The organism is Mycobacterium sp. TKK-01-0059 (genome assembly GCF_000709305.1).
In the GTDB taxonomy this organism is placed as follows: Bacteria; Actinomycetota; Actinomycetes; order Mycobacteriales; family Mycobacteriaceae; genus Mycobacterium; species Mycobacterium intracellulare.
Genome location: NZ_KL446993.1, coordinates 1,831,812 through 1,852,338, shown reverse-complemented (window position 1 = coordinate 1,852,338; position 20,527 = coordinate 1,831,812). Strand labels below are relative to the sequence as shown.

At 67.6% G+C, this 20,527-nt stretch carries 18 protein-coding genes; 9 read left to right on the top strand and 9 right to left on the bottom strand.

Going from position 1 to position 20,527, the window contains the following annotated elements; all coding sequences use genetic code 11:
* Positions 1–70: 70 nt before the first annotated feature.
* The 9 genes from trxA to K883_RS08875 all read right to left on the bottom strand — a co-directional run bounded on the left by trxA (position 71) and on the right by K883_RS08875 (position 10,445).
* The gene (trxA, locus tag K883_RS08915) at positions 71–424 is read right to left on the bottom strand and encodes a thioredoxin (RefSeq protein ID WP_008262471.1); all 354 of its coding nucleotides are present in this window, start codon (positions 422–424) and stop codon (positions 71–73) included.
* Positions 421–1,431: a thioredoxin-disulfide reductase gene (gene trxB / locus K883_RS08910; RefSeq protein WP_020824036.1), complete on the bottom strand. Its 1,011-nt coding sequence runs from the start codon at positions 1,429–1,431 to the stop codon at positions 421–423. The genes trxA and trxB overlap by 4 nt, the downstream gene beginning before the upstream one ends.
* Before the next feature lie 103 nt (positions 1,432–1,534).
* The gene (locus tag K883_RS08905) at positions 1,535–2,305 is read right to left on the bottom strand and encodes an anti-sigma factor (RefSeq protein WP_020824035.1); all 771 of its coding nucleotides are present in this window, start codon (positions 2,303–2,305) and stop codon (positions 1,535–1,537) included.
* A gap of 60 nt (positions 2,306–2,365) precedes the next feature.
* Positions 2,366–2,953: an RNA polymerase sigma factor SigM gene (gene sigM, locus K883_RS08900; protein ID WP_036454285.1), complete on the bottom strand. Its 588-nt coding sequence runs from the start codon at positions 2,951–2,953 to the stop codon at positions 2,366–2,368.
* A 78-nt stretch (positions 2,954–3,031) separates the two neighbouring features.
* Positions 3,032–6,601, bottom strand: a complete 3,570-nt coding sequence (locus tag K883_RS08895; protein ID WP_036455376.1) for a murein biosynthesis integral membrane protein MurJ — start codon at positions 6,599–6,601, stop codon at positions 3,032–3,034.
* Between the two features lie 65 nt (positions 6,602–6,666).
* Positions 6,667–9,069 carry a hypothetical protein gene (locus tag K883_RS08890; RefSeq protein WP_036454282.1) on the bottom strand — a complete coding sequence of 801 codons (2,403 nt, stop codon included), beginning with the start codon at positions 9,067–9,069 and terminating at the stop codon, positions 6,667–6,669.
* The gene (locus tag K883_RS08885) at positions 9,066–9,800 is read right to left on the bottom strand and encodes an NUDIX hydrolase (protein ID WP_036454280.1); all 735 of its coding nucleotides are present in this window, start codon (positions 9,798–9,800) and stop codon (positions 9,066–9,068) included. Before K883_RS08885 ends, K883_RS08890 begins: the two co-directional genes overlap by 4 nt.
* 94 nt (positions 9,801–9,894) lie before the next feature.
* Positions 9,895–10,137 (bottom strand): hypothetical protein, encoded by a 243-nt coding sequence (locus K883_RS08880; RefSeq protein WP_020188382.1) that lies wholly within the window; start codon positions 10,135–10,137, stop codon positions 9,895–9,897.
* A 65-nt stretch (positions 10,138–10,202) separates the two neighbouring features.
* Entirely contained in the window at positions 10,203–10,445 is a 243-nt protein-coding gene (locus tag K883_RS08875; protein WP_036455374.1) for a hypothetical protein, read from the bottom strand.
* A 220-nt stretch (positions 10,446–10,665) separates the two neighbouring features.
* Between K883_RS08875 and K883_RS08870 the strand changes: the two genes are divergently transcribed.
* The 9 genes from K883_RS08870 to K883_RS28175 all read left to right on the top strand — a co-directional run bounded on the left by K883_RS08870 (position 10,666) and on the right by K883_RS28175 (position 20,397).
* Positions 10,666–12,108, top strand: coding sequence for a CCA tRNA nucleotidyltransferase (locus tag K883_RS08870; RefSeq protein ID WP_020824028.1), 1,443 nt, complete (start codon positions 10,666–10,668; stop codon positions 12,106–12,108).
* A gap of 24 nt (positions 12,109–12,132) precedes the next feature.
* Positions 12,133–12,642, top strand: a complete 510-nt coding sequence (locus tag K883_RS08865) for a hypothetical protein (protein ID WP_036454278.1) — start codon at positions 12,133–12,135, stop codon at positions 12,640–12,642.
* A 39-nt stretch (positions 12,643–12,681) separates the two neighbouring features.
* Positions 12,682–14,661: a putative alpha/beta hydrolase gene (locus tag K883_RS08860; RefSeq protein WP_036455372.1), complete on the top strand. Its 1,980-nt coding sequence runs from the start codon at positions 12,682–12,684 to the stop codon at positions 14,659–14,661.
* A 119-nt stretch (positions 14,662–14,780) separates the two neighbouring features.
* Positions 14,781–15,110 (top strand): DUF2563 family protein, encoded by a 330-nt coding sequence (locus K883_RS08855; protein ID WP_036454275.1) that lies wholly within the window; start codon positions 14,781–14,783, stop codon positions 15,108–15,110.
* 9 nt (positions 15,111–15,119) lie between these two features.
* On the top strand, positions 15,120–15,680 hold the full coding sequence (locus tag K883_RS28540; protein WP_081914360.1) for a hypothetical protein: 561 nt from the start codon (positions 15,120–15,122) through the stop codon (positions 15,678–15,680).
* Between the two features lie 414 nt (positions 15,681–16,094).
* Complete coding sequence (locus K883_RS27475; protein ID WP_131820941.1) at positions 16,095–16,358, top strand: hypothetical protein; 264 nt, start codon at positions 16,095–16,097, stop codon at positions 16,356–16,358.
* 134 nt (positions 16,359–16,492) lie between these two features.
* Entirely contained in the window at positions 16,493–17,047 is a 555-nt protein-coding gene (locus K883_RS26630; RefSeq protein ID WP_081914359.1) for a hypothetical protein, read from the top strand.
* An 853-nt stretch (positions 17,048–17,900) separates the two neighbouring features.
* Entirely contained in the window at positions 17,901–18,254 is a 354-nt protein-coding gene (locus K883_RS28535; protein WP_369798863.1) for a hypothetical protein, read from the top strand.
* A 1,276-nt stretch (positions 18,255–19,530) separates the two neighbouring features.
* Complete coding sequence (locus tag K883_RS28175) at positions 19,531–20,397, top strand: DUF5631 domain-containing protein (protein ID WP_240619083.1); 867 nt, start codon at positions 19,531–19,533, stop codon at positions 20,395–20,397.
* The last annotated feature ends 130 nt before the right edge of the window (positions 20,398–20,527 follow it).

Here is a 20,527-nt window from a genome sequence, read left to right as displayed (position 1 = left end):
CGCAGACGGTTCGCGAATTCCAGAAAACCCCAGGCTATGCGCCGGGGTGTGGTGCGACGATCGAAGGCGATTAGCTGAGGCCGGGGACCGCGTCAGAAAGCTCGCGCAGCAGCGCCGCCTTGCCCTTGGCGCCGACGATGCGCTTCACCGGTTGGCCATCCTTGAACAAGATCATGGTGGGGATGGAAACGACCTGGAAGTTCTGGGCGGTTTCGGGGTTGGCGTCCACGTCGAGCTTGGCGACGGTGAGGTGATCGCTGCGCTCGCCCGCGATCTCCTCGAGGACCGGCGCCACCATTTTGCAGGGTCCGCACCATGTGGCCCAAAAGTCCACCAGCACAGGCTTATTGCTGGACAATACCTCGGTCGAAAATGATGCGTCCGAGACTTCTATTGTGGCCCCGGCCTTTTCGGCATCGGTCATTGTCGTGCTCCAATCAATGTGTCGGTACTGCCCGGTAATTCGGTTGCGTCGCCCTGGGCGGCGGCGCTGGACTCCTCGTGGTCGGCGAGCCAGCGTTCGGCGTCGATGGCGGCCGCGCAGCCGCTGCCCGCGGCGGTCACGGCCTGGCGGTAGGTGCGATCCACCAGATCCCCGGCGGCAAACACCCCCTCGATCGAGGTACTGGTAGTACGCCCACGCACCAACACATACCCGTCGGGGTCGGTCTCGAGCACCTCGCGCACCAACTCCGAACGCGGGTCATGCCCAATCGCCACGAACACCCCGCTCACCGCCAGCGTCGACTCCTCACCGCTGACCGTGTCACGCAACCGCAACCCCGTCACCGTCTCAGCACCCTCCACCGCCTCAACCGCCTGATTGGTCACAAAGGTGATCTTGTCGTTGGCCCGGGCCCGCTCCAACATGATCCGCGACGCCCGAAATTCCTCGCGGCGATGCACCACCGTCACACTGCGGGCAAACCGGGTCAAAAACGTGGCCTCCTCCATCGCCGAATCCCCACCACCGATCACCGCGATGTCGTGATCCTTGAAAAAGAACCCATCACAGGTCGCACACGAGGACACCCCACGACCCAACAACTCCTGCTCACCCGGCACCCCCAAATACCGGGCCGCGGCCCCCATCGCCAAGATCACCGCCCGCGCGCGCACCGTCTCACCCTCGCTGGTGGTCACCGACTTCACCGGACCCTGCAGCGCGACCGATTCGACGTCTTCCATCCGCAGATCGGCACCAAAGCGCAGCGCCTGCTCACGCATCTGATCCATCAACTCCGGACCCATGATCGCGTCACGAAAACCCGGATAATTCTCCACCTCGGTCGTCGTCATCAACGCCCCACCAAACGACGTCCCCTCAAACACCACCGGCGCCAACTGCGCCCGCGCCGCATACAACGCCGCGGTATACCCCGCAGGACCCGAACCAATAATGATCACGTCATGCACAGTGTCGGCGGTCATGAAAACCTTTCGAGCAATCGTCTCTGGACCCGTATAAACGTCAGCGTAGGCACGGCTGTTCCCGGGTGTTCGCGATAGCGGGGGCGCCGCGCATGGCACCACATTAGGGGCGCGGCACCTGGGTATTGGCCAATAGCCCGGTATCGGCGGCGCTGCAGTTCGGTGACACGACGTAGACGGCCAGGACGTGCGGGCTGTCGCCGGGTATCACCAGAACGATGCCGGGGCGGGCGTTGATCTCGACCGGGCGCGCGCCCAGTACCTGTGTGGCGGCCGGATAGCCGAGGCCGGTGAGGCAGGAGGCGCGGCGGGCGGGGTCGCTGAGCGTGCCGCCGGACGAGCCGAAGTCGGGTGCGCGGCCGAGCAGGCCGAGGATTTCGTCCGGGGAGAGCGGGACCTCCATCGGCGGCGTCGACACCGTGATGTGCTGGACGTCGTCCGGGGTGCTCGGGGCGGGTTGGGGGGCGTGCAGGAGCGCGACCGTGCCGAAGCCGATCGCGGCCAGCGCGGCACACAGACCGGCGGCCGCCGCGATGAGGCGCGCCGGGCGCAGACGCGGGCGGGCGGAGTGGGCGGCCCGCCCGGGTGGGGGCTCCGCCGATCGCAAAGCCGCCGAGATCCGGGCGGCGACCCGCGGGGGCGGGTCCGGCGCGCAGCCGGGGTCGGCGCCGACGGCGGCGACGTCGCGGCGGACACGGTTCAGCGCGGCGAGCACGCCCGCGGCCTGGGGGTCGGCACGGACCTGCCGGCGGACCCGGGCGGCGGCCTCGTCGTCGAGCGCGCCGGCCTGCAGATCGGCGAGCAGTTCGACGGTCAGCGGCGGGTCCGATTCCGCGCTGCGGTGATCCGCCCCGTCGTTGTCCGCCGCATCCATCGGACCCAGTGTCCGTCATGCGCCGGCGGATGGCCACGGATGGGCCCGCGCGGCGACCGGTCAGGCCTGGCCGGCGGCGCCCTCCGGTGCGGCGTGGGCGCCGGCGTTGAGGTAGCCGAGTAGTTCCGCGAGGCGGCCGCGGCCGCGAGCACACCGGCTCTTGACCGTGCCTTCGGCGACGCCGAGCAGCCTGGCGGTGTCGGCGACCGAGTAGCCCTGCATATCGACGGCCACCACCGCGGCCCGTTGCTCGACGGGAAGGCGCATCAAGGCCCGCTGCACCGCCATCGTCGTCTCGACCTGGGCGGTCCGATCGGCGACCGGGTAGACGTCCTCCAGCGGAACGGTCGGGTGGGCCTTGGTGCGGCGTAGCCGGTCCAGGCAGGCGTTGACCACGATGCGGTGCAGCCAGCTGCCGACGGCGGCGTCGTGCCGGAACGCGCCGGCGCCGCGGTGCGCGGAGAGCATGGCGTCTTGCAGCGCGTCTTCGGCGTCCTCGGGGGTGCGAGTGGTGAGCCGGGCAAGCCGGTGCAGGTGGCGCTGGTGACGCAGGAAGAGCTCGCTGAATGCGTAGCGGTCACCGGCCACATGGGCCGCCAGCAGCTCGGCGTCACTGCGGTCCCGCTTGACGTTTCCCCCGAAGCCCACGGGCGGACATTAACTAATCCGGTATCGGGCGGCACTTCACTCAGGATCGGTCGTGTGAGTGTGTGGAACGCGGGCGGATCAGGACGCGGCCTGCACCGTGATCTCGAAAAAGCCGGCCTGGCTCTTGCCGTTCGTGGTTCCCAGCGTGGAGATCCAGACCAGCAGATTCGACGTCGGCGAACCGGCTCGGACCGGGATGACGTTGTGGCCGGGCTTGAGCGTGAAGGCCTGAGCCAGCAGCTTGGTGTCGTTGAGGGAGGCCGGCGCCGACGAGGAGGCGGCGCGGATCTCGACCTTGGTCCCCGAGCTGGGCGTGTCGATGGTGACCTGGCCGACGACGGTGGGGTTGGGCAGTTGCAGGATCAGGCCCTCGCCCTGCTTGAAGCTGGGGAAGGGGACGGCGTCGGTGTACACCTCGGTGGCCCACGCGGTGGAGGGGTCGCCGTCGATCGCCTGTCCGGCGGTGCCCGGGTTGTCGACCTCGCCGTCGGGGGAGTAGACGCTCGCCCGGGTGGGTTTCACGACGCTGCCCGCGGCCGCGGACGTGGTGGTCGACGATGACGCCGACGCGGACGCCGAGGGGCCGTTCAGCCCGAGTTCGTCCTTGTTCAGGCCACCGCCGACATTGCCGAAGATCTTGCTCACCACCGACGCCAGCACCAGCAGGGCCACCACGATGACGGCCAGGCCGGCGCCCGCGCCGATGAGCACGTTGCGCCGCCGCCGCGCGAAGGTCGCCTGCTCCTGACCGGGTGAGATGAGCGCCGTCGACGGCGAGGGCGAATCGTCGATCGGGCCGAGCACCTCGGTGCGGTCGGCGACCGCGGTGGCCTGCTGGAGGAGGTTCAAAAGCGTTGAGGCGCTGCGGATTCCGCCGTCCTCCTGGACCGCCCGGACGGCGACCGCGGAGATCTGGAACGGGATGTCGCGGTCGACGGCCATGGGTTCGACGGGATTGCCCGAGGAGTCGCGTTCGGCCGGCGCGAGCCCGCTGCGCACCCCGCTCTCCCGCAAGGGCCACCGGTTGACCAGCAGGGCATAGAGCGCGGCGCCGATGCCGCGGATGTCGTCTTGGGGGTTGGCGTCGGGCATGGTCGCCGGGTAGGCCAGCACGACGTCGCCTTCGATGCTGACCCGCACCCGGCTGGGGTGGTCGATCGACAGCGCGACGCCGGCGCGGTGGGCCGCGTCGGCGGCGGCGGCCAGCGATTGCATGGCCCGCACGGCGCCCACCGGTGACGGTGCGGTGTCGGCGACCTCCTGCAACGAGCCGCCCCGGATCCACTCGGAGACCACGAGGCCGCCGGAGCCGGTGTGCACCACGTCGAGCACGCGGGCGATGCCGGGTTTGTCGATGCGGCTGAGCCGCAGCGTGCGGGACAGGATCTCCTGCAGCACCTCGTCGGGCAGTGCGCCGTCCGGGTCGACGAACGTCAGCGCCACCTGCCGGTCCAGCGCGGTGTCCAGCGCCTGCCAGAACTGCAGCGGTGGGGCGCCGCCGTGGAACACCAGCAACCGATAGCGGCCGCCGGCGATCCGGGCGCCGGGCACCAGGTGGACGTCGTCGCCCGGTGAGTCCGCGGCGCGCTCGCGCGGCGCGTCGAAAGAGGCCGGCCCGCGCCGGGATTCGCCGCCGATGTCGCCGTTGGCGGGTTCGGGCGGGCGGGGCGTCGAGCGTTGCGGCTCGTCGGCGGGGATGTCGGGCTGGAAGTCGTCGGCGACCGGCCGCGAAGTCCCTGACCCTGTGCCGGGCCCGGCGCTGGATGCGGGGCTCTCCATCGGGCGGTCGGTCACCTCCGGTCCTTTCGCTAGCCGGGCTCGGTTTGCCCGCTCCGGAGGCCTGCGCCGGATCGGCTCCTGGACCGCATTGACCCCAGGCGGGGACGAATTCCTCTGCTCAGGGTACGTGACCGGGCGCCGGTGAGACGATCGATCCGCTGGCTTCGGTCTGCGGGGCCGCGGCCCCCGGCCGGTGATGCGGAACCGCACGGCGTCCAACGCGGCCTGCGCTTCGGGGACCTGCGCGCGCAGCATGACCGTGGCCGTGATCGGCAGCATGATGAGCCCCAGCACCAACAGGCGAAGCAACGAGCCGGCGCCGCCGTGGTCGGTCAGCCCGTCGAGCCCGAACAGCCGATCCGCGACGTGCGCGATCAACCCGGCCAGCATCGATGCGGTGAGCGTCACCAGGATCGTGCGCACCTCGGCGACGCCGATCAGGTGGCCGCCCGCGGGCAACAGCGCGCGTCGCAGCAACAGGTAGCCGACGAGAGCGCCGGCGAGGAAGCCGACGCCGTTGGCCATCCCCAGGAAACCGGCGACCAGCTTGGGGTCGTCGGTGAGGTGGGGCGCCAGCACCGAGCCGAGGATTTTGACCGCGGTGATGACGAGGATGATCACGATCGGCGTCCAGGGCTGTTCGCGCGCGTAGAACACCCGCAGCTGCAAGAGCACCAGGCCGTACGGGATGAGCGTGAAGGCCGAGAGCGCGATCGCCGCGCCCAGGTATCCCGCGTCGACGTTCCCGAAATGACCGTAGGCGAAGAGCGCGCTGCCCATCGCCGGGCCGCCGACGGTCATGAAGGCCACGATCGGGATCAGCGTGATCAACGTCAGCCGGGTGGCCAGCGACAGGTCGGCGAGCACGGCTTTGGTGTCGTCGGCGGCTGCGTTGCGGCTCAGCCGCGGCATCACCACCGTCAACACCGTCACCCCGATCATGCCGAACGGCAGCATCAGGACCATCCACGTGTAGTTGTAGATCGCGGGCCCGGACGCCGCTGCGGTGCTGGCGATCTGGTTGCCGACCACCAGGCCGAGCTGGCTGATCAGCACGTAGAGCACCATCGCGGCGGCCATGGTGCCGAACCGTTTGAGGCGTGCGTCGATGCCCCACAGCGGGCGCAGGTCGACGCGTTGCCGGCGCAGCGCGACCAGCAGCATCCCGGTTTGCGCGAAGACGCCGAGCGTGGTGCCGATGGCGAGCACCAGCAGCTTGGCGTTGCCCATCCGCACGGGATCGACCGACAGCTCACCGGGGACGGCCGCATAGATCGCCAGGGTGGCCAGCGCCACGACGTTGTTGACGACGGGCGCCCACGCGGTGGGCCCAAACACGTTGCGGGTGTTGAGGATCGCCATGAACACCGAGGTGAGTCCGTAGGCGAGGACCTGGGGGAGAAGCAGGTAGGCGAAGGCGACGGTCAGCGGCTCGTTGACTTGCGGGTCGCGGCCCAGCATCAGCCGCACCAGCAGCGGGGCGGCCAGCACCGAGACCGCGGTGGCGAAGACCAGCAGCGCGGTCGTCAGCGTGACCAGGCGCCGCACGAACGCAGCCCCGCCGTCGGGGTCGCCCTGCTCGGCGCGCGCGAGCACCGGCACGAAGATCGCGGTGAACGTCGCCTCCAGGACGAGCGCCGCCACCAGGTTGGGCAGCTGATTGGCCACCGAGAACGCGCTGGACAACGCGGCGCCCAGGATCGCGGCGAGCAGCACCACCCGGGCGAAGCCGGTGAGCCGGCTGATCAATGTCGCGAAGGCCATCGCCCAGGACCGCGACACCAGCGCGGCGTCCGACAGTTCCGGGCGTCGACGATCGATCCCGGCGGGCACGGGCGGCAGCGGCCCGGTCGGCGGCGAGCCCTGCATCGGGGAACGGCGCGGCGGCTGTGGCGGGCGGTGGTGGTGCGAGGGGGCCTGCCGGTAGGCGGAGGTCATACTCGGTGCTCTTGTTCGACCCGTTGGTCGGCATCGTCGTGCGTGGCGCCGGATTCGGCCACGTGCCGGGCGTGGGGTGGGTCGGGGCGATCCAGGTCGGCGGGATCGGGCTGGCCGCGGAAGCGGTGCCACAGCCGCCGGCCCGCCAGCAGGACCAGCACCGCCGCGGCCGACAGCGTGATCGCGAACAGGACCTTGCCATAGGCGTTGGAATGCACGGACAGCCGCACCGGCTCGCCCAGCCGCAGACCGTCCGACGTCCGCAAGGTCACGTCGACGGCGACGCGTTGGGTGAAGTTCACCTCGATCGGAATACGCAGCGGGAGGTAGCCGGGTGGCAGTTCGATCTGACCGACGTCGGTGACGTTCATCCCCGGCGGGGCGTCCACGTGCACCCGCACCCGGATCGGAACACTCAGGCCGTTGTGTAGCGCCAACGGCAGCGGGCTGTGCTCGGTGGCCAGCGTGTACGAGCCACCCGGGTTGACGATCGTGACGGCCCCGAACAGGTCGTTGATCGTCTTACCGACCACGGCCAGGCGCTCTTGCGCCAACCCGTTGCGGGAGTCGGGCGGTTCGGACTGGCTCAGCGCGCGCAGCATGTCCTCGCGCAGCGGCGCCGTGTATTGGACGCCGGTCAGCCCTGTGCGGTCGTCGGTCATCAGTGCGGACGTCAATCCCGACAGCCGGCCGACCTGGCCGGCGATCGCGGCGGTGACGTCGTCGTTGAACTGCCCGCGCGCGGAGGCGTAGGCGCCGGCTTCCTCGGGGGGTTCGGTGCGCGACGAGGCGTCGGCGATTACCGCCGGCAGGGGGCGCGGCACGGCCAGACCGGAGCGGATGGAGGTGCTCAGCGCGGTGAGCATGACCTGCGCGTCGTCGGCCTGCAGGTTCCACGTGGCCGGCGGGACCAGGATCTGGGTGCGCGGCGCGTCGTCGGGCCGGAGCGCGTGCCAGAAGATCGAGCCCAAGGCGTCCTGGCGGCGCGCGGTCACCGAATCGTGCGCCAGCCGGACCGTCAGGGACGGGTCCAGGTAGGTGGGCACCTCGGGGCTAGATCCCGCGCCCGCCAGCGCCGCCCCGACGGCCGGATCGAACGGCGCGACCGCGACCTGTGGGGACAATCGCCGGGGCGCGGTGGCGACGGCGGTCTCCGAGGAGCCCTGCGCGTCGGCGGCCGAAAGGTCGGCGGGGGCGATCGCGACCGTGCCCTCGTTGGCGCCGAGCAGCGCGACCGCGCGGTTGGTCAGCGGGGCGTCGGGCACCAGCGTGGCGCCGCCGACTGACGAGACGTCCAGGATTTTGTCGACGATGCTGTTGCCGGTGGTGGTGGCCGTGGCGGTGAGACCTGGATCGTTGACGCGCTGCAAGGCGTCCAGGTCGGTTTGCGCATAGGGCAGCGGGGCCACGCAGGTCCGGCGCGCGAGCGCGCGCAGGCGGTTCAGCCATTCGGCCGCGGTGGCCTGTCCCGTGCCGGCGTGGGTCGGGGTGCCCGGAATTTGACCCGGGCCGTCGGGCGAATTGGACACGACGTAACCCGCGGTCATCGCGTTGACGGTGACCAGCAGGTCGGGGTCGATCGCCAAACACAGCGCGCGACCGACGGCGCCGTCGGGGTCGACGTCGTGACTGGTCGCGACCTCGGCCGCCGACAACAGGATGTCGAGCCGCCCACCGCTGGCCAGCGAGGTGGCCAGGTCGTCGTCGACCAGCCGGACCGGGATGGTTCCCCCGGGCACGCCGGGGGCCAGCCGTGGCCGATCGGCCAGCGGCCACAGCATGGTGATCCCCACGGGTTTGGAGGTATCGGGCGCGACGGCGGAGCCCACGTCGTCGGCGCGGTCGGGGGGCACCCCGACGACGGGCAACAGGAAGCGCGCGTTGTCCAGCCGGGCGGGAGCGCCGTAGTCGGGCGTGCCGTTGACGTTGACCAAAACCGGGTAGATGCCGGGTTTTTCGGCTCCCAGCGACGGTTTGGTCAGCGCGCGGAGCGGGGCCGACAGGGTGAAGCCGACCTTTTGCCCGCGCTGCAGTTCGGGCGCCACGGTGAGGAAATCGGCGGCCGCCTCGTACCGGTCGGTGTCGCCGTCCAGAGTGGTGCGCAAGCCCGCGGACGTGGTGACCGCGCCGGCGTGCTCGAGGCGGACCATGACGTCGCGAACGGGGCGGTCGCCGATGTTGATCACCATGCCGCTGACCGTCACAACTGGTGGACTGGTCGTGGTGACCACGTCCGGGGTGACCTGGTCGATGCGAACCCGCACGAACGGCGTCACCCCCGGCTCGCCCGCGGCCGCGGGTGGAACCACCGGGCCGGCGAGTACCGCGAGTCCGGCCACGATGCCAAGCACGGCCGCGATGCGCAGCAGGCCGGCCCGACGGAGAAGCGGCGCCGTCACGGCCCCGGTCCGTGGCCGTTCTTCCGGCCCGTGGCCGGTTTGTCAGAATGCCGGGTCCGCGAATGCGTCTGCGGGCGGCGCCGCGGCGCGCTGGGCGGCAGCGGGGGAAGCGCGGACGGGCCGTCGCTTTGCAGCTTGTCGATCAGTTCGTCGGCGACGCGGGCCAGGCGGCGTTCGTCGGCGTAGGCCAGCCGCGACGGCAGTTCTTGCATGGGCACCCAGGCCACTTCGGCGACTTCAAGGTCCTCGTCGGAGAGCTCGCCGCCGGAGAAGCGCATTAAGTAGTGGTGCACGGTCTTGTGCACGCGGCGGCCGTCGGTGACGAACCAGTAGTCGATGCGCCCAAGCGCGGCCAGCACGCTGCCCTTGATGCCGGTTTCTTCGGCTACTTCTCTAATGGCTGTCTGTTCGGCCGTCTCACCGAGTTCGATGTGGCCCTTGGGCAGCGACCACAACATCCGTCCGCGCCGGTCGATGCGACCGATCAGGGCGGCCACCTGCGAGTCGCGCGGTCCGTCGAGCCCGTCGATGACCAGCCCGCCCGCGGATGTCTCGTGGACCGTGCGCAACCGCTCCGGCCCGCGGCGGGACCCGCGCGATCGGCGCGGTTTGGTCGCTGTCGAATCGCCGTTTACTTGACCGCTGGTCTGCTTCTCGGACGAAGCTGCAGCGCCACGACCGCGGCGCCGTCCCCGGCGCCGACGTGGTTTGCCTTGTTCGCCGTCCGACACCCAAGCGATAGTAGCTGGCACGGCATGCTCTCCTGGACATACTCGCCGCTGGGTGGGTGTGCGATGGCGCAGTAGCCGCAACGGTTCCGTCGCGTCAGAGCGGGCCTATCGCCCCGGCGATGATGAAAGCGGGAATGAAGACCAAGAGTGAGAGTGGTCCGGACAGGCTGCCAATCATCATTCCGCGGCCAACCTGGCCCCATCGACCTGGTGCCCTAGCAACCAGCGCGCTGACGCCGATGTACGCCAGCGTTATTGGAAGAACGATAAATACGAAGGGCCACATCGGCAGAACGAACAGCCAGGTGGCAAGGTCGACCGCGAAAACGTGGACCATGGCTACTGCAAAAGTCAGCGGACCGTATAGGCCCATCGATGTGTGCATTGTTTCGTTATCGGTCATCAGCGCAGCACCATATAGGCGAAAATCGTGCCGCCCGCCAGTACAACGACTGAACAGCTCGCGAGGCTGAGACCGAGGCCGCGATTGCGCGGCGACCGCGACCTGAGCAGTGCGGCGCTGACCAAGAGCGACGTCAGGGTTGTGATGGCGGTGGCGGTCAGCATCCACGCGCGTTCACCGGCGTACGCACTATGCGTTTCGAACGGCCACTTGCCCAGCAGCCACATAGCGATGAGCAACACTGCCAGCACCGCTTGAACCATGAACGGCGCGGACAGCGTCGCCGTGCGCCAAACGGGGGCATCGAAACCTTTCGGCCGGACAGACGACGCCATAGCTTCGTGAGACTACTGACGCGCAATGGCCGGTCAATTCAGGTTTGATGCGCACTTTGGTGCCACGTCGCGGGTGCGAGGCTCCTCACACGGGCTTTTCGTTTCCAGCCGACTAGGCTGATCGAACGTGCCTGACGCCGCCCAGGATGCCGAACTGTTGACCGCCGCCGCGGTCGCGCTCAATCGGCATGCGCCCATGCTGGCCGAGCTGGGCTCCGCGTTCGAGGCCGCGGGCCACCAGCTCTACCTCGTCGGCGGTTCGGTGCGGGATGCCTTGCTGGGCAGGTTGAGTCCCGACCTCGACTTCACCACCGACGCGCGCCCCGAGCAGGTGCAAAACATCCTGCGGCGATGGGCCGACAACCTGTGGGACACCGGCATCCAATTCGGCACGGTCGGGGTCGGCAAGGGCGACCATCGCTTGGAGATCACCACGTTCCGCGCCGACACCTACGACCAGGTGTCGCGAAACCCCGACGTGCAGTACGGCGATCGCCTCGAGGACGATCTGGTGCGCCGCGACTTCACGGCCAACGCGATGGCCGTGCGTATCACGCCGGAGGGTCCGGGCGAATTCCTCGATCCGCTAGGCGGTTTGGCGGCGCTGCGCGAGAGGGTGCTGGATACCCCGGCCGCACCCGAGGTGTCCTTCGGCGACGATCCGTTGCGGATGCTGAGGGCGGCGCGGTTCGTCTCCCAGCTCGGCTTCACCGTCGCGCCGCGGGTGCGCGCAGCGATCGAACAGATGGCTTCGCAGCTGGGCCGGATCAGCGCCGAACGGGTAGCCGCCGAGTTGGACAAACTGGTGCTCGGCGACGACCCAACGGCCGGGATCGATCTGCTGGTCCAAACCGGCATGGGTGAGGTGGTACTCCCCGAGATCGGTGGCATGCAGATGGCCATCGACGAACACCACCAGCACAAGGACGTCTACCAGCACTCGCTGACCGTGCTGCGCCAGGCGATCGCCCTCGAAGACGATGGACCGGATCTGGTGCTGCGCTGGGCCGCGCTGCTGCACGACATCGGCAAGCCGGCCACGCGGCGCCACGAAGCCAACGGCGGGGTGAGCTTTCACCACCACGAGGTTGTCGGCGCCAAGATGGTCCGAAAGCGGTTGCGCGCCTTGAAGTATTCCAAGCAGATGGTAGAGGACATCTCGCAGCTGGTGTATCTGCATCTGCGGTTCCACGGCTACGGCGATGGCAAGTGGACCGATTCTGCGGTGCGGCGCTACGTCACTGACGCCGGCCCGTTGCTGCCGCGGCTGCACAAGCTGGTGCGCGCCGACTGCACGACCCGCAACAAGCGGCGGGCCGCGCGGCTGCAGTCCAGCTACGACCGGCTCGAGACGCGGATCGCCGAGCTGGCCGCCCAGGAGGATTTGGCGCGGGTGCGCCCCGACCTGGACGGCAACCAGATCATGGAACTGCTCGGCATCCCCGCGGGTCCCCAGGTCGGCGAGGCATGGCGGTTCTTGAAGGAGCTGCGCCTCGAGCGCGGCCCGTTGGACACCGACGAGGCCACCGCGGAACTGTTGGCGTGGTGGCGATCTCGGGGGAACGCTTAGCGGCGGGGTTGCGTCCGACTAGTCGTGGACTACTGCTTGGCTGGTGATAATGGCGCGGCGGCGATCTGGCACGGCCAACCCGACCTCGACCTCGACGGTGACGGCCGCTTCGAATCGATCGGGATGGACTTCGACCATGACGGGCTGCGCGACGACGCGCTCGCCGATCTCGACGGCGACGGCCTCGTCGATCACGCCGTGCTCGACGTCGACAACGACGGCACGCCCGAGGCCTACTTCACCGACGATGGATCCGGGACGTGGGCGGTGGCGATGGACCGTGGCGGGCAACTGCGCTGGTTCGGCCTCGACGGTGTCGAGCACACCGGCGGCCCGCTGGTCGATCTCGACGGCCACGGGCGTGCGGATGACCGGCTCCTCGATACCGACGGTGACGGGCTGGCCGATCGGGTGCTGCGCTCCGACGACGCCGGTGTGACCGGATACGTCGACACCGACGGCGACGGCAAGTGGAACGTCCGGCTGACCGACAGCGACGGCGACGGTCTCGCCGACGGCGCGAGCTCCCTATGAGGTTGCTGGCGTAGCGATTTCGCTTCAATGGCCGTCGCGATGGAACTCCGCCACATCAGCATCCCGTTTCTCGTCGCCGAGGCCGGCGGTGATCCGTGGTCGCTCAACGCCGGCCTGCAGGCCGGCCGCCCCGCACGGATCTCCGATCTAGCGCGGGCCTTCCGTGCCGCCGGGACCAGCACTAGCGAGGCCGCCGCCGCGTTCGAGGCAGCCCGCCGACGGTTCGACGCGGCGTGGAATCACCGGAACGGCGAGCGTCCCATCAATGACTCCGATGAGGTGCAACGCGTGTTCCGGTCGCTCGGTCTGCAAGCCGCGCAATTACCGAAGATCGCAATCGATTTGGAGGTGATTGCCGCAACGCTGGCCGAAGCCCAACGGGAGGCCGCGGGGTACATCGTCGCGCTGGATTACGACCTCGAAGACATCGACGACGAGATTTGCGAAGCCCTTGCCGATGGGAACCACTGCGGCGTCGACGGTCTGCGCGGGGAGGCCGTCGACGAGACGAGGGCGATCGTGTTCGCGCTCGGCCAGATTCGCGATCGGTATGCGTCGACGCTCCGCGCCGCGCTGGACCGTCTGCGAACAGACGGAGCCGACCCGGCCGAGATCAGTGGTGTCGACGAACTGTTGATTCCGCCATCGGACGCCAGCGCGGATCGCGTCAAACGGTGGTGGGACTCGTTGAGCGCCAACCAGAAGCGGCTTTTGACCGATCAGCATCCGCCCGAATTGGGCAACCTCAACGGGATTCCGGCCGACGTGCGGGACTCGGTGAACCAGGCGGCGATGAACGACGACTTGCGCCGGGTCGAAGATGCCGTCCGTCGGCGCGGGATGGTCCCGGACGCGCTTCGAGACAACGCGCTCAACAACCGGGATGCCGATGTGTTCGCCAACCCCGCAGAGTATGGCCTATGCGTCACCGACATCACCAGGTACCAGAACGCGGTGAAGGCCAACGACTTTCTCCAGCGCGACGAGGGATCCGCGCCCCAGCACGGGCTCCCGATCATGTTGTGGGCCTATGACCCGCTGGCGTTCGGCGGCAAGGGCAGGGCGGCGATCGCGATCGGCAACCCGGACAAGTCCCGGAACACGGCCGTCATGGTTCCGGGGACCAATAGCAGCGTTAGGGGAGGGTGGATGTCCGACGGGCCCGACGACGCCATCAATCTCTACGAGCAGGCGGCGAAGGCCGACCCCTTGCACACCACCGCGGTGTTGGCGTGGATGGGCTATGACGCACCGGAATTCGACCATCCGCATTGGCAGCGAACCCTCACCGAGCCGGCCGAACTGGAGCAGGTCGGCACTCCATGGAGGGCACGGCAGGCGGGGGCGCTGCTGGCCGCCGATGTCAACGGCCTGGCGGCAACCCACGAGGCGTCAACACCGAGCCATGTCACCGTCCTCGGGCATTCCTACGGATCCACGACCGTAGCCGATGCCTTTGTCAACAGCGGTATGCGCGCCAATGATGCCGTGCTAACCGGTTGCCCGGGAACCGATTTGGCGCACCATGCCGCGGACTTACACCTTGACGGCGGCAGGGTCTATGTTGGCGCCGCGTCGACCGATGCGATCAGCTGGATCGGGGAGTCAGGTAACGGGCTGCCGAACGGGCTGAACAAGACGCTCGGGGGACCGCTAGGGCCGTGGGCCGGGCTGGGCGCCGACCCGGCCCACGAGGCTTTCGGAGCGGTGCGCTTCCGCGCCGAAGTCGCCGGCTCGCACAGCCTCACGCCATGGTTCACCGACCACGCGCACTATTACGACGTGGGCAGCGAAGCGCTGCACAACATGACGCAAATCGTCACCGGGCACGGCGATCGGTTGGCGGCCGAAGGCATGCTGGCGGCCGATCGAGCCCAGGCGCGGATCGCGATCCCTCGCCAGGTCCAGCTGCCGTGGGGGACGGTCTCGCTACCCCGCGTCGATATTCAGATGCCCATCGCCGTCGACCCGGAATGGGATCGCCCCGGGCGGGCCGTCACCAACGGGCATGGCTTTTAGGGCGATGGAGGCTGCGATTCGCCGGACCGACACCCGGTGAATTGACCACTGACCGGCTCGCTTTTAGGCTGCTCAAAAGGCCTTTAGGCCATGCCGGTCGAAGTTTGGAAGGAGTGCCAATGTTCGTCAATACGGAGCAATTGCACTCGGGAGGCAACCAGTCCCACCGCGCTGGTGGGCACGCCCAAGAAGGGGCAGATCACCTCGCCGGCGGAACCCTGGAATCGGGGATGTTCGGTGACTTCGAAGCGGCCAACTCCTTCCACAACGCCGTAACCACCGCGCACGGGCAGCACGTGAAAAACCTGCAGGGCCACAGCGAGACGCTCACCAGTGTCGGGACGAAGGCACACCACGCGGCTAACGGGTTCACCAATATGGATCAGCACAACGCTGAAGAGCTGAAGGCGGTGCGGCCGAGTTCGGGCCCGTCGGCGCTGAACGCCTGAGGAAGGCGCGTGGCGGAAGAGCACCCCTCTAATCCGGTTGCGGGCCCGCCTTTCGGGCAGTGGGCGCCGGGCTATCCGCCACCGCCACCGCAGCGCTCCCGGTTCTGGCCGGCACTCGCTGTGGGCGCATTTGTTATGGCGATAGTCGCGACGGTTGTGGCCGTCGCTGCACTGGTTGTGGTTACGACCCGCTCGCCGGCGTCTGGTTCGGCGCCTACCACGTCCGCGTCTATCTACAGTGCTGCCGAAGTCGCCGCGGGGCACCAAAAGTTGTGTGATGCTTACAAGCGCGTTGCGCGGGCGGTGCAGATTGAGACAAATGGCAAGAACTCGGACCGTGCAAACCTCGCGACGTTAAACGGAGCGGTAACACTGGAACACGCAGTTAACGCGAATCCGGCGATCACAACCGGCGACCGCGCGGCTGCGCTCGCCGTAGCGGGGTCATACAGCAATGTCGTAGCCACAACTAGCTTGGCAACGGGAAGCGATGATCCGGTATGGCAGTCAGCGCTGAGCAATGCCAATGCCAATGATGCCGCGATGCAAAAGGTGTGTGGGGGCGGTTAATTGTGCAAAGCGCTAGTTATTGCTGGTTACCCGATTGGCGGGTCCACTAGTTTGGCGAATTGTCCACCGGTTATGTGGACCTCTGACTTGGGTAGCTACTTGACAACTAATGAGGGTGTATGGCGGCGGATTTGCCTTCACCTGCTGAGGGTGGCGCAATAACCGGCCCGCGGCCGAGCTCAATGCAGTGGACACCGCCTTTTCCAATGCAGCAACCGCCCCGTCCACGGCATGGTTAGCGATCGCGTTGGTTGCGGTCGCCGTCTTACCGGGTGCGGCAGCCCTCTTTGCCGCGCTACGCGCCCCGCGAGCAGCTCATCCGCAGCTTTCTCCAGCACGTCGATGTCGCCTACCTATACCGCGGAGGAAGCTGCGGCTGCGAATCTGAAGTCGTGTTACACGTATGGGCTGGCCGTGCTTTCGGTCGACATCGACACAAACACCGATGATCGCGCGTTCGCTGATGCCGTTAGTGCAAATGCGGCAGTGCTGCCGCAACAGGCAGTTAGTTCAGCTTCGGCGATGCCGTCCGGCGATCGAGACGCCGCACTTACGTTGGCAGCGGCCTACACCAAAGCCACGGCCATGGGGAGCGCAGTGTGGCGCTACGATCCCGTGTTTCGGTCGGAGATCGACGATGTCAACGCTAAGGACGGGGGTCACGAAGTGAATATGTAACGGCGGGTAATTTCGACCGCGCCGAAGCATGGTGATTGCCTGCTGCTCGATTCGCTGGTCCACTAGTTAAGCGGATGGCGTAGTCAGCAGCGCTGCCGCCTTCGGATCGCTGCTGACAACTATGAGGAGGGCTTATGGCGGCGGATTTGCCTCCCACTCCCGGGGGCGGGTCAATCGGGGGGCCGCCCAGTTCGGCGCCGTGGGCACCCGTGTTTCCCGCTCAGCCACGACCACGTCAGCGGGCATGGCTAGCAATGCTTTTGGCCGGAGTTGCCACCATAGTTGCGATTGTTGCACTGATGGTGGCTCTGACACGGCCGACAGCTACGCAACCAGCTGCTACGACCACTGCGCCGACCCCGAGTGCTGCCGAGACCTCGGCAGCCGAACAACGACTATGCGATACGTACAGGCTAGGAGCGCAGGCCGTGCAGGTCGATACGAACGGCCACGACGTCGCTCTGGGTCGCATCGCGCTTACCAACGCTGCGGCGATGCTCGATAACGCGGCCGCCGATCCAGCGCTCGACGCAACATATCGCGAGCCTGCCCGCGCGCTAGCCGCGTCTTATCGCAAAGGAACGGCTATGGGAAATAGGGATGTCGCGACCGATGCACAGTTCCAAGCCGCACTCGACGACATAAACGCGAAAGATGCGGCGATGAAGCGAGTATGCGGTGGCGGCTGAACGTCGCGTGGGTCGCCGCCGCTTCGCGAATACGAAAGGCGGATTAGATCAGGTATCGGTTCTCCGTTGACCGGAACCGTTGAGATGCGAAATCTGCAATTGGAACAGGGGCCGCCCCAAAAGACGCTGTGTGCCTGCCGACGAAGCGTTACAGGAAGAACAACTGTTAGCGATGTCGGCATCGTCCTCCGCAACGACGGTTGTGTGACACCTACGAGGCCGCTCTGCATGATAGGAGCCGCAGAGTCGCAACAACGCACTTCTTGGTTGCGGGGAAAACGCCGTCGCGGTGGCCTACAGCGCCCAGCAACCGGGGTCTCGTCGCCCAACTGCGATGTTGCCGCGCGTAGATGGGGCCGCCTACGGCACGGTATCGACGCTCACTGTAAGGCGTCGTCACAGATGCAGTAGGGGGGCCGTCCTTAACGATGATGCCACTGCGAGGACGCAGCTATGAGATGGATATGCGGCGAAGGGTGATCCCCGCCGACAAAGATGTGCTGTACGCCTCCGGTTGCCTCTGAATCAGGGCGAACCTAGGCATAGTGAATTGCCTGGCGCGTCGTCGCCTGCTCCACTATTAAAGGGGTAAACCCGCGCCAGGACAACTTGCAAGCTGTCGCATATGGGACTTTGCGGACCAGAGGAGGACTGTATGGCGGGAGACCTGCCTTCGGAGTTTGGCGAGATCCCTACAGCCCCGCCGGCTGCGGGAAATTGGTCACCACCGCACCTCGGGCAGCAGGCACCACGACCGCGCCCATGGCTGCCGATTGCCGTGGCGGTGACCGCCGTAATGGCTGTCGGTGCACTGATTGTGGCGCTAACACGGCCGGCGCCTACGCAATCGTCGGTGACCACTCCGACGGCGTCGACACGTGCCGCTACCGAAACTGCAACGGCACGCCAGCGGCTTTGCGAGACCTACAGGTTGGCCGCCAGGGCCGTACAAGTTGATACGAATGGCAGCGATAAGTCGTTTGCGCGCATTGCCCTTACGAATTCCGCGATCATGCTTTACAACGCATCCAACAATCCTGCCCTGGACGACGAGCACCGCAGCGCCGCCGAGGCGCTAGCTACGGCATACCTGACGGACACGGCGAAGAGCAGCGAGGGGGTTGCGACGGATTCCGAGTTTCAGGATGCTGTCGCCGACGTGAACGCCAAGGACGCAGCAATGAAAAAGGTATGTGGTGTGGGTTGACCTTCCGCCAGGCACATGGACAGCGGCGCTGATTGGGCCTTGGTGGCCGGCACCGTCGACGGCTCTACGGGCCGGTGCCCAATATTGGAGCGAAGCGTGTGCGGAGCAACAACTCTATTCCCAGACCCTGCGCACTCAGTGGACGTTATTCGCGGCTCACAATCAGGGTCACACAGCGGACGACCTTATAGACCGGTTTCAGCGGGGCGAAAAGTTTCACCTGGATCTCGCTGAGAAGTATCAGACAAAAGCTGCGGCTTTCAATTCGGCTGCCGACGCGACCGATTATGCCCGAAGCCGGTTGTCGGACATAGCGAATGCGGGTAACAAAGAGATCAACGACATCCTCGCATCGAAGAAGCCGCTTCCGGAGAAGCTAGCGGAAATACAAGCTGTGCAGGTGCGCTGCAACGCCGATGCCGGAAACGCCAGTCGGGACTCGGTCGACAAGATGATGGCGGCGACACAAAAGATCCTCGATATTGATGGTATTGGCGGTGATGCTCGGAGCTGGGCACGTGCAAACGGCTTCAACGTCAGTGACGCCTCGCCGCCGAACCCGATCGGTGAACATGACCTGAATTCGGTAACAGGCGGTGCTGGTGCCAGCGGGGTGCGCGGCGATGGAGGAGTGCCCCCATCTGGGGGTTCACCGGCGCATGCACCATCGGCGGCTGGTAGTGGGGGGATACGTGGCGGTGGAAGTGGATTACACACGGGTTCGACCGGCGGCGCACCGGCAGCGCCAATAAGTAGTGACGGTGTTCGCTCCAGCCTTCCGGTCGGTACCGCTCCGCCATCGTCAGCAGGTGTTCACATGCCTGGCGGCGGCGGAACAGTATCGCCAGGGATGCCAGGCGTGCAGAGCGGCGGCGGTATGTCCATGTCGCCAGCCGGTATCGGCCAAGGCGGTCAGCCCAACCTGGCCCAATCCTTCACGTCCGGCTTCGCCACGGGCCAATCGACAGGCCCTGGGGGGCAAGCACTTTCGGCCGGGCCGCTGAACGCGTTCGATGGCGGGGCGCCGCAAACCGCGCAGGGTGTACCGGCAGTTGCGCCGACCGTGCCTAGCGCCGGAGCGTTCGTCGCGGGAACGCCTCCCGTCGACGCGCAGCCACCCGCGGCGCCCGCGCCAATGACAACTGGCGGAGCCACTTCGGTAACGCCTGCGGTCATGACCGGTAGTTCGTGGTCGTCGTCCGCGGCGCCAGTTGGCGGGTCCTCCATCCCATCAGGATCGTTGCCCGCCTACGGCTCTGACCTACGTCCGCCCGTCGTGGCACCGCCGTCCGTGCCGTCCGCCCCGGCTGGTCCGATCTCGGGCGCGCCGGTAGCACCGTCGCCGGCGTCGTCCCCGTCGGCGGGCGGACCGCTGGTCTCGCCGGTGGAGCGCACGGCATCCGGGGCAGCCGCCGCGCAGGCCGGCACGGGCTCGTCAGCGATGGCCAGCGCATCGGCAGCGTCCGCGGCAACGGGCGCGACCGCCGGCGCGACATCCGCAAGGGCTGCCGAACAACAGCGCCTCCAGCGGCTCGTCGATGCGGTCGCCCGCCAGGAGCCGCGCCTGTCGTGGGCGGCCGGGCTCCGCGACGACGGCACCACCACGCTGCTCGTCACCGACCTCGCAGGCGGGTGGATTCCGCCCCACATCCGGTTGCCCGCCCACGTAACCCTGCTCGAGCCGTCGGCGCGGCGCCATGACGCCAACGTCGTCGACCTGCTCGGCGCCATCACGGTTGCGGCCGCCCACCACGCCAACACCTATGTCGCAGAACCGGGTTCCGACGAACCCGCGCTCAGCGGCGACCGGCCGGCGCGCTCGGCCGCGCCCCAAGTCGACGAACTCGGGCCCACCCTGGTTGAAGCGGTGCGCCGACGCGACGGACTACCGCGAATTGCGCAAGCCGTCGCGGCGCCCGCGGTGCGAAAGACAGGTGTGCTGGAAAGCGAAATCGAGATGCTGCGCGAATGCGTCGCCGACCTTCAGCACTCGGTGCTGGCCGCATATCCTCATCACGATCCAGCGGCCGTCGGGGATTGGATGCTCTTAGCGGCGATTGAGGCGTTGATCGATGGGCACGAATACCTTACGAATTACCACCTGGCCTGGTTTGAGGCGATCAGCCACCGCGGCGGTTCGTAGCGCCCCTCAATCTCGGGTGAATACCGTTCCGGGCGTCTTATGCCAAAATGACGGTACGAGTAATCGAAACTGCCTAATGGGGTGGAGGTGAGACGTGGGCGGTGGAATCAGAAGTGACCCGTTCTCTACC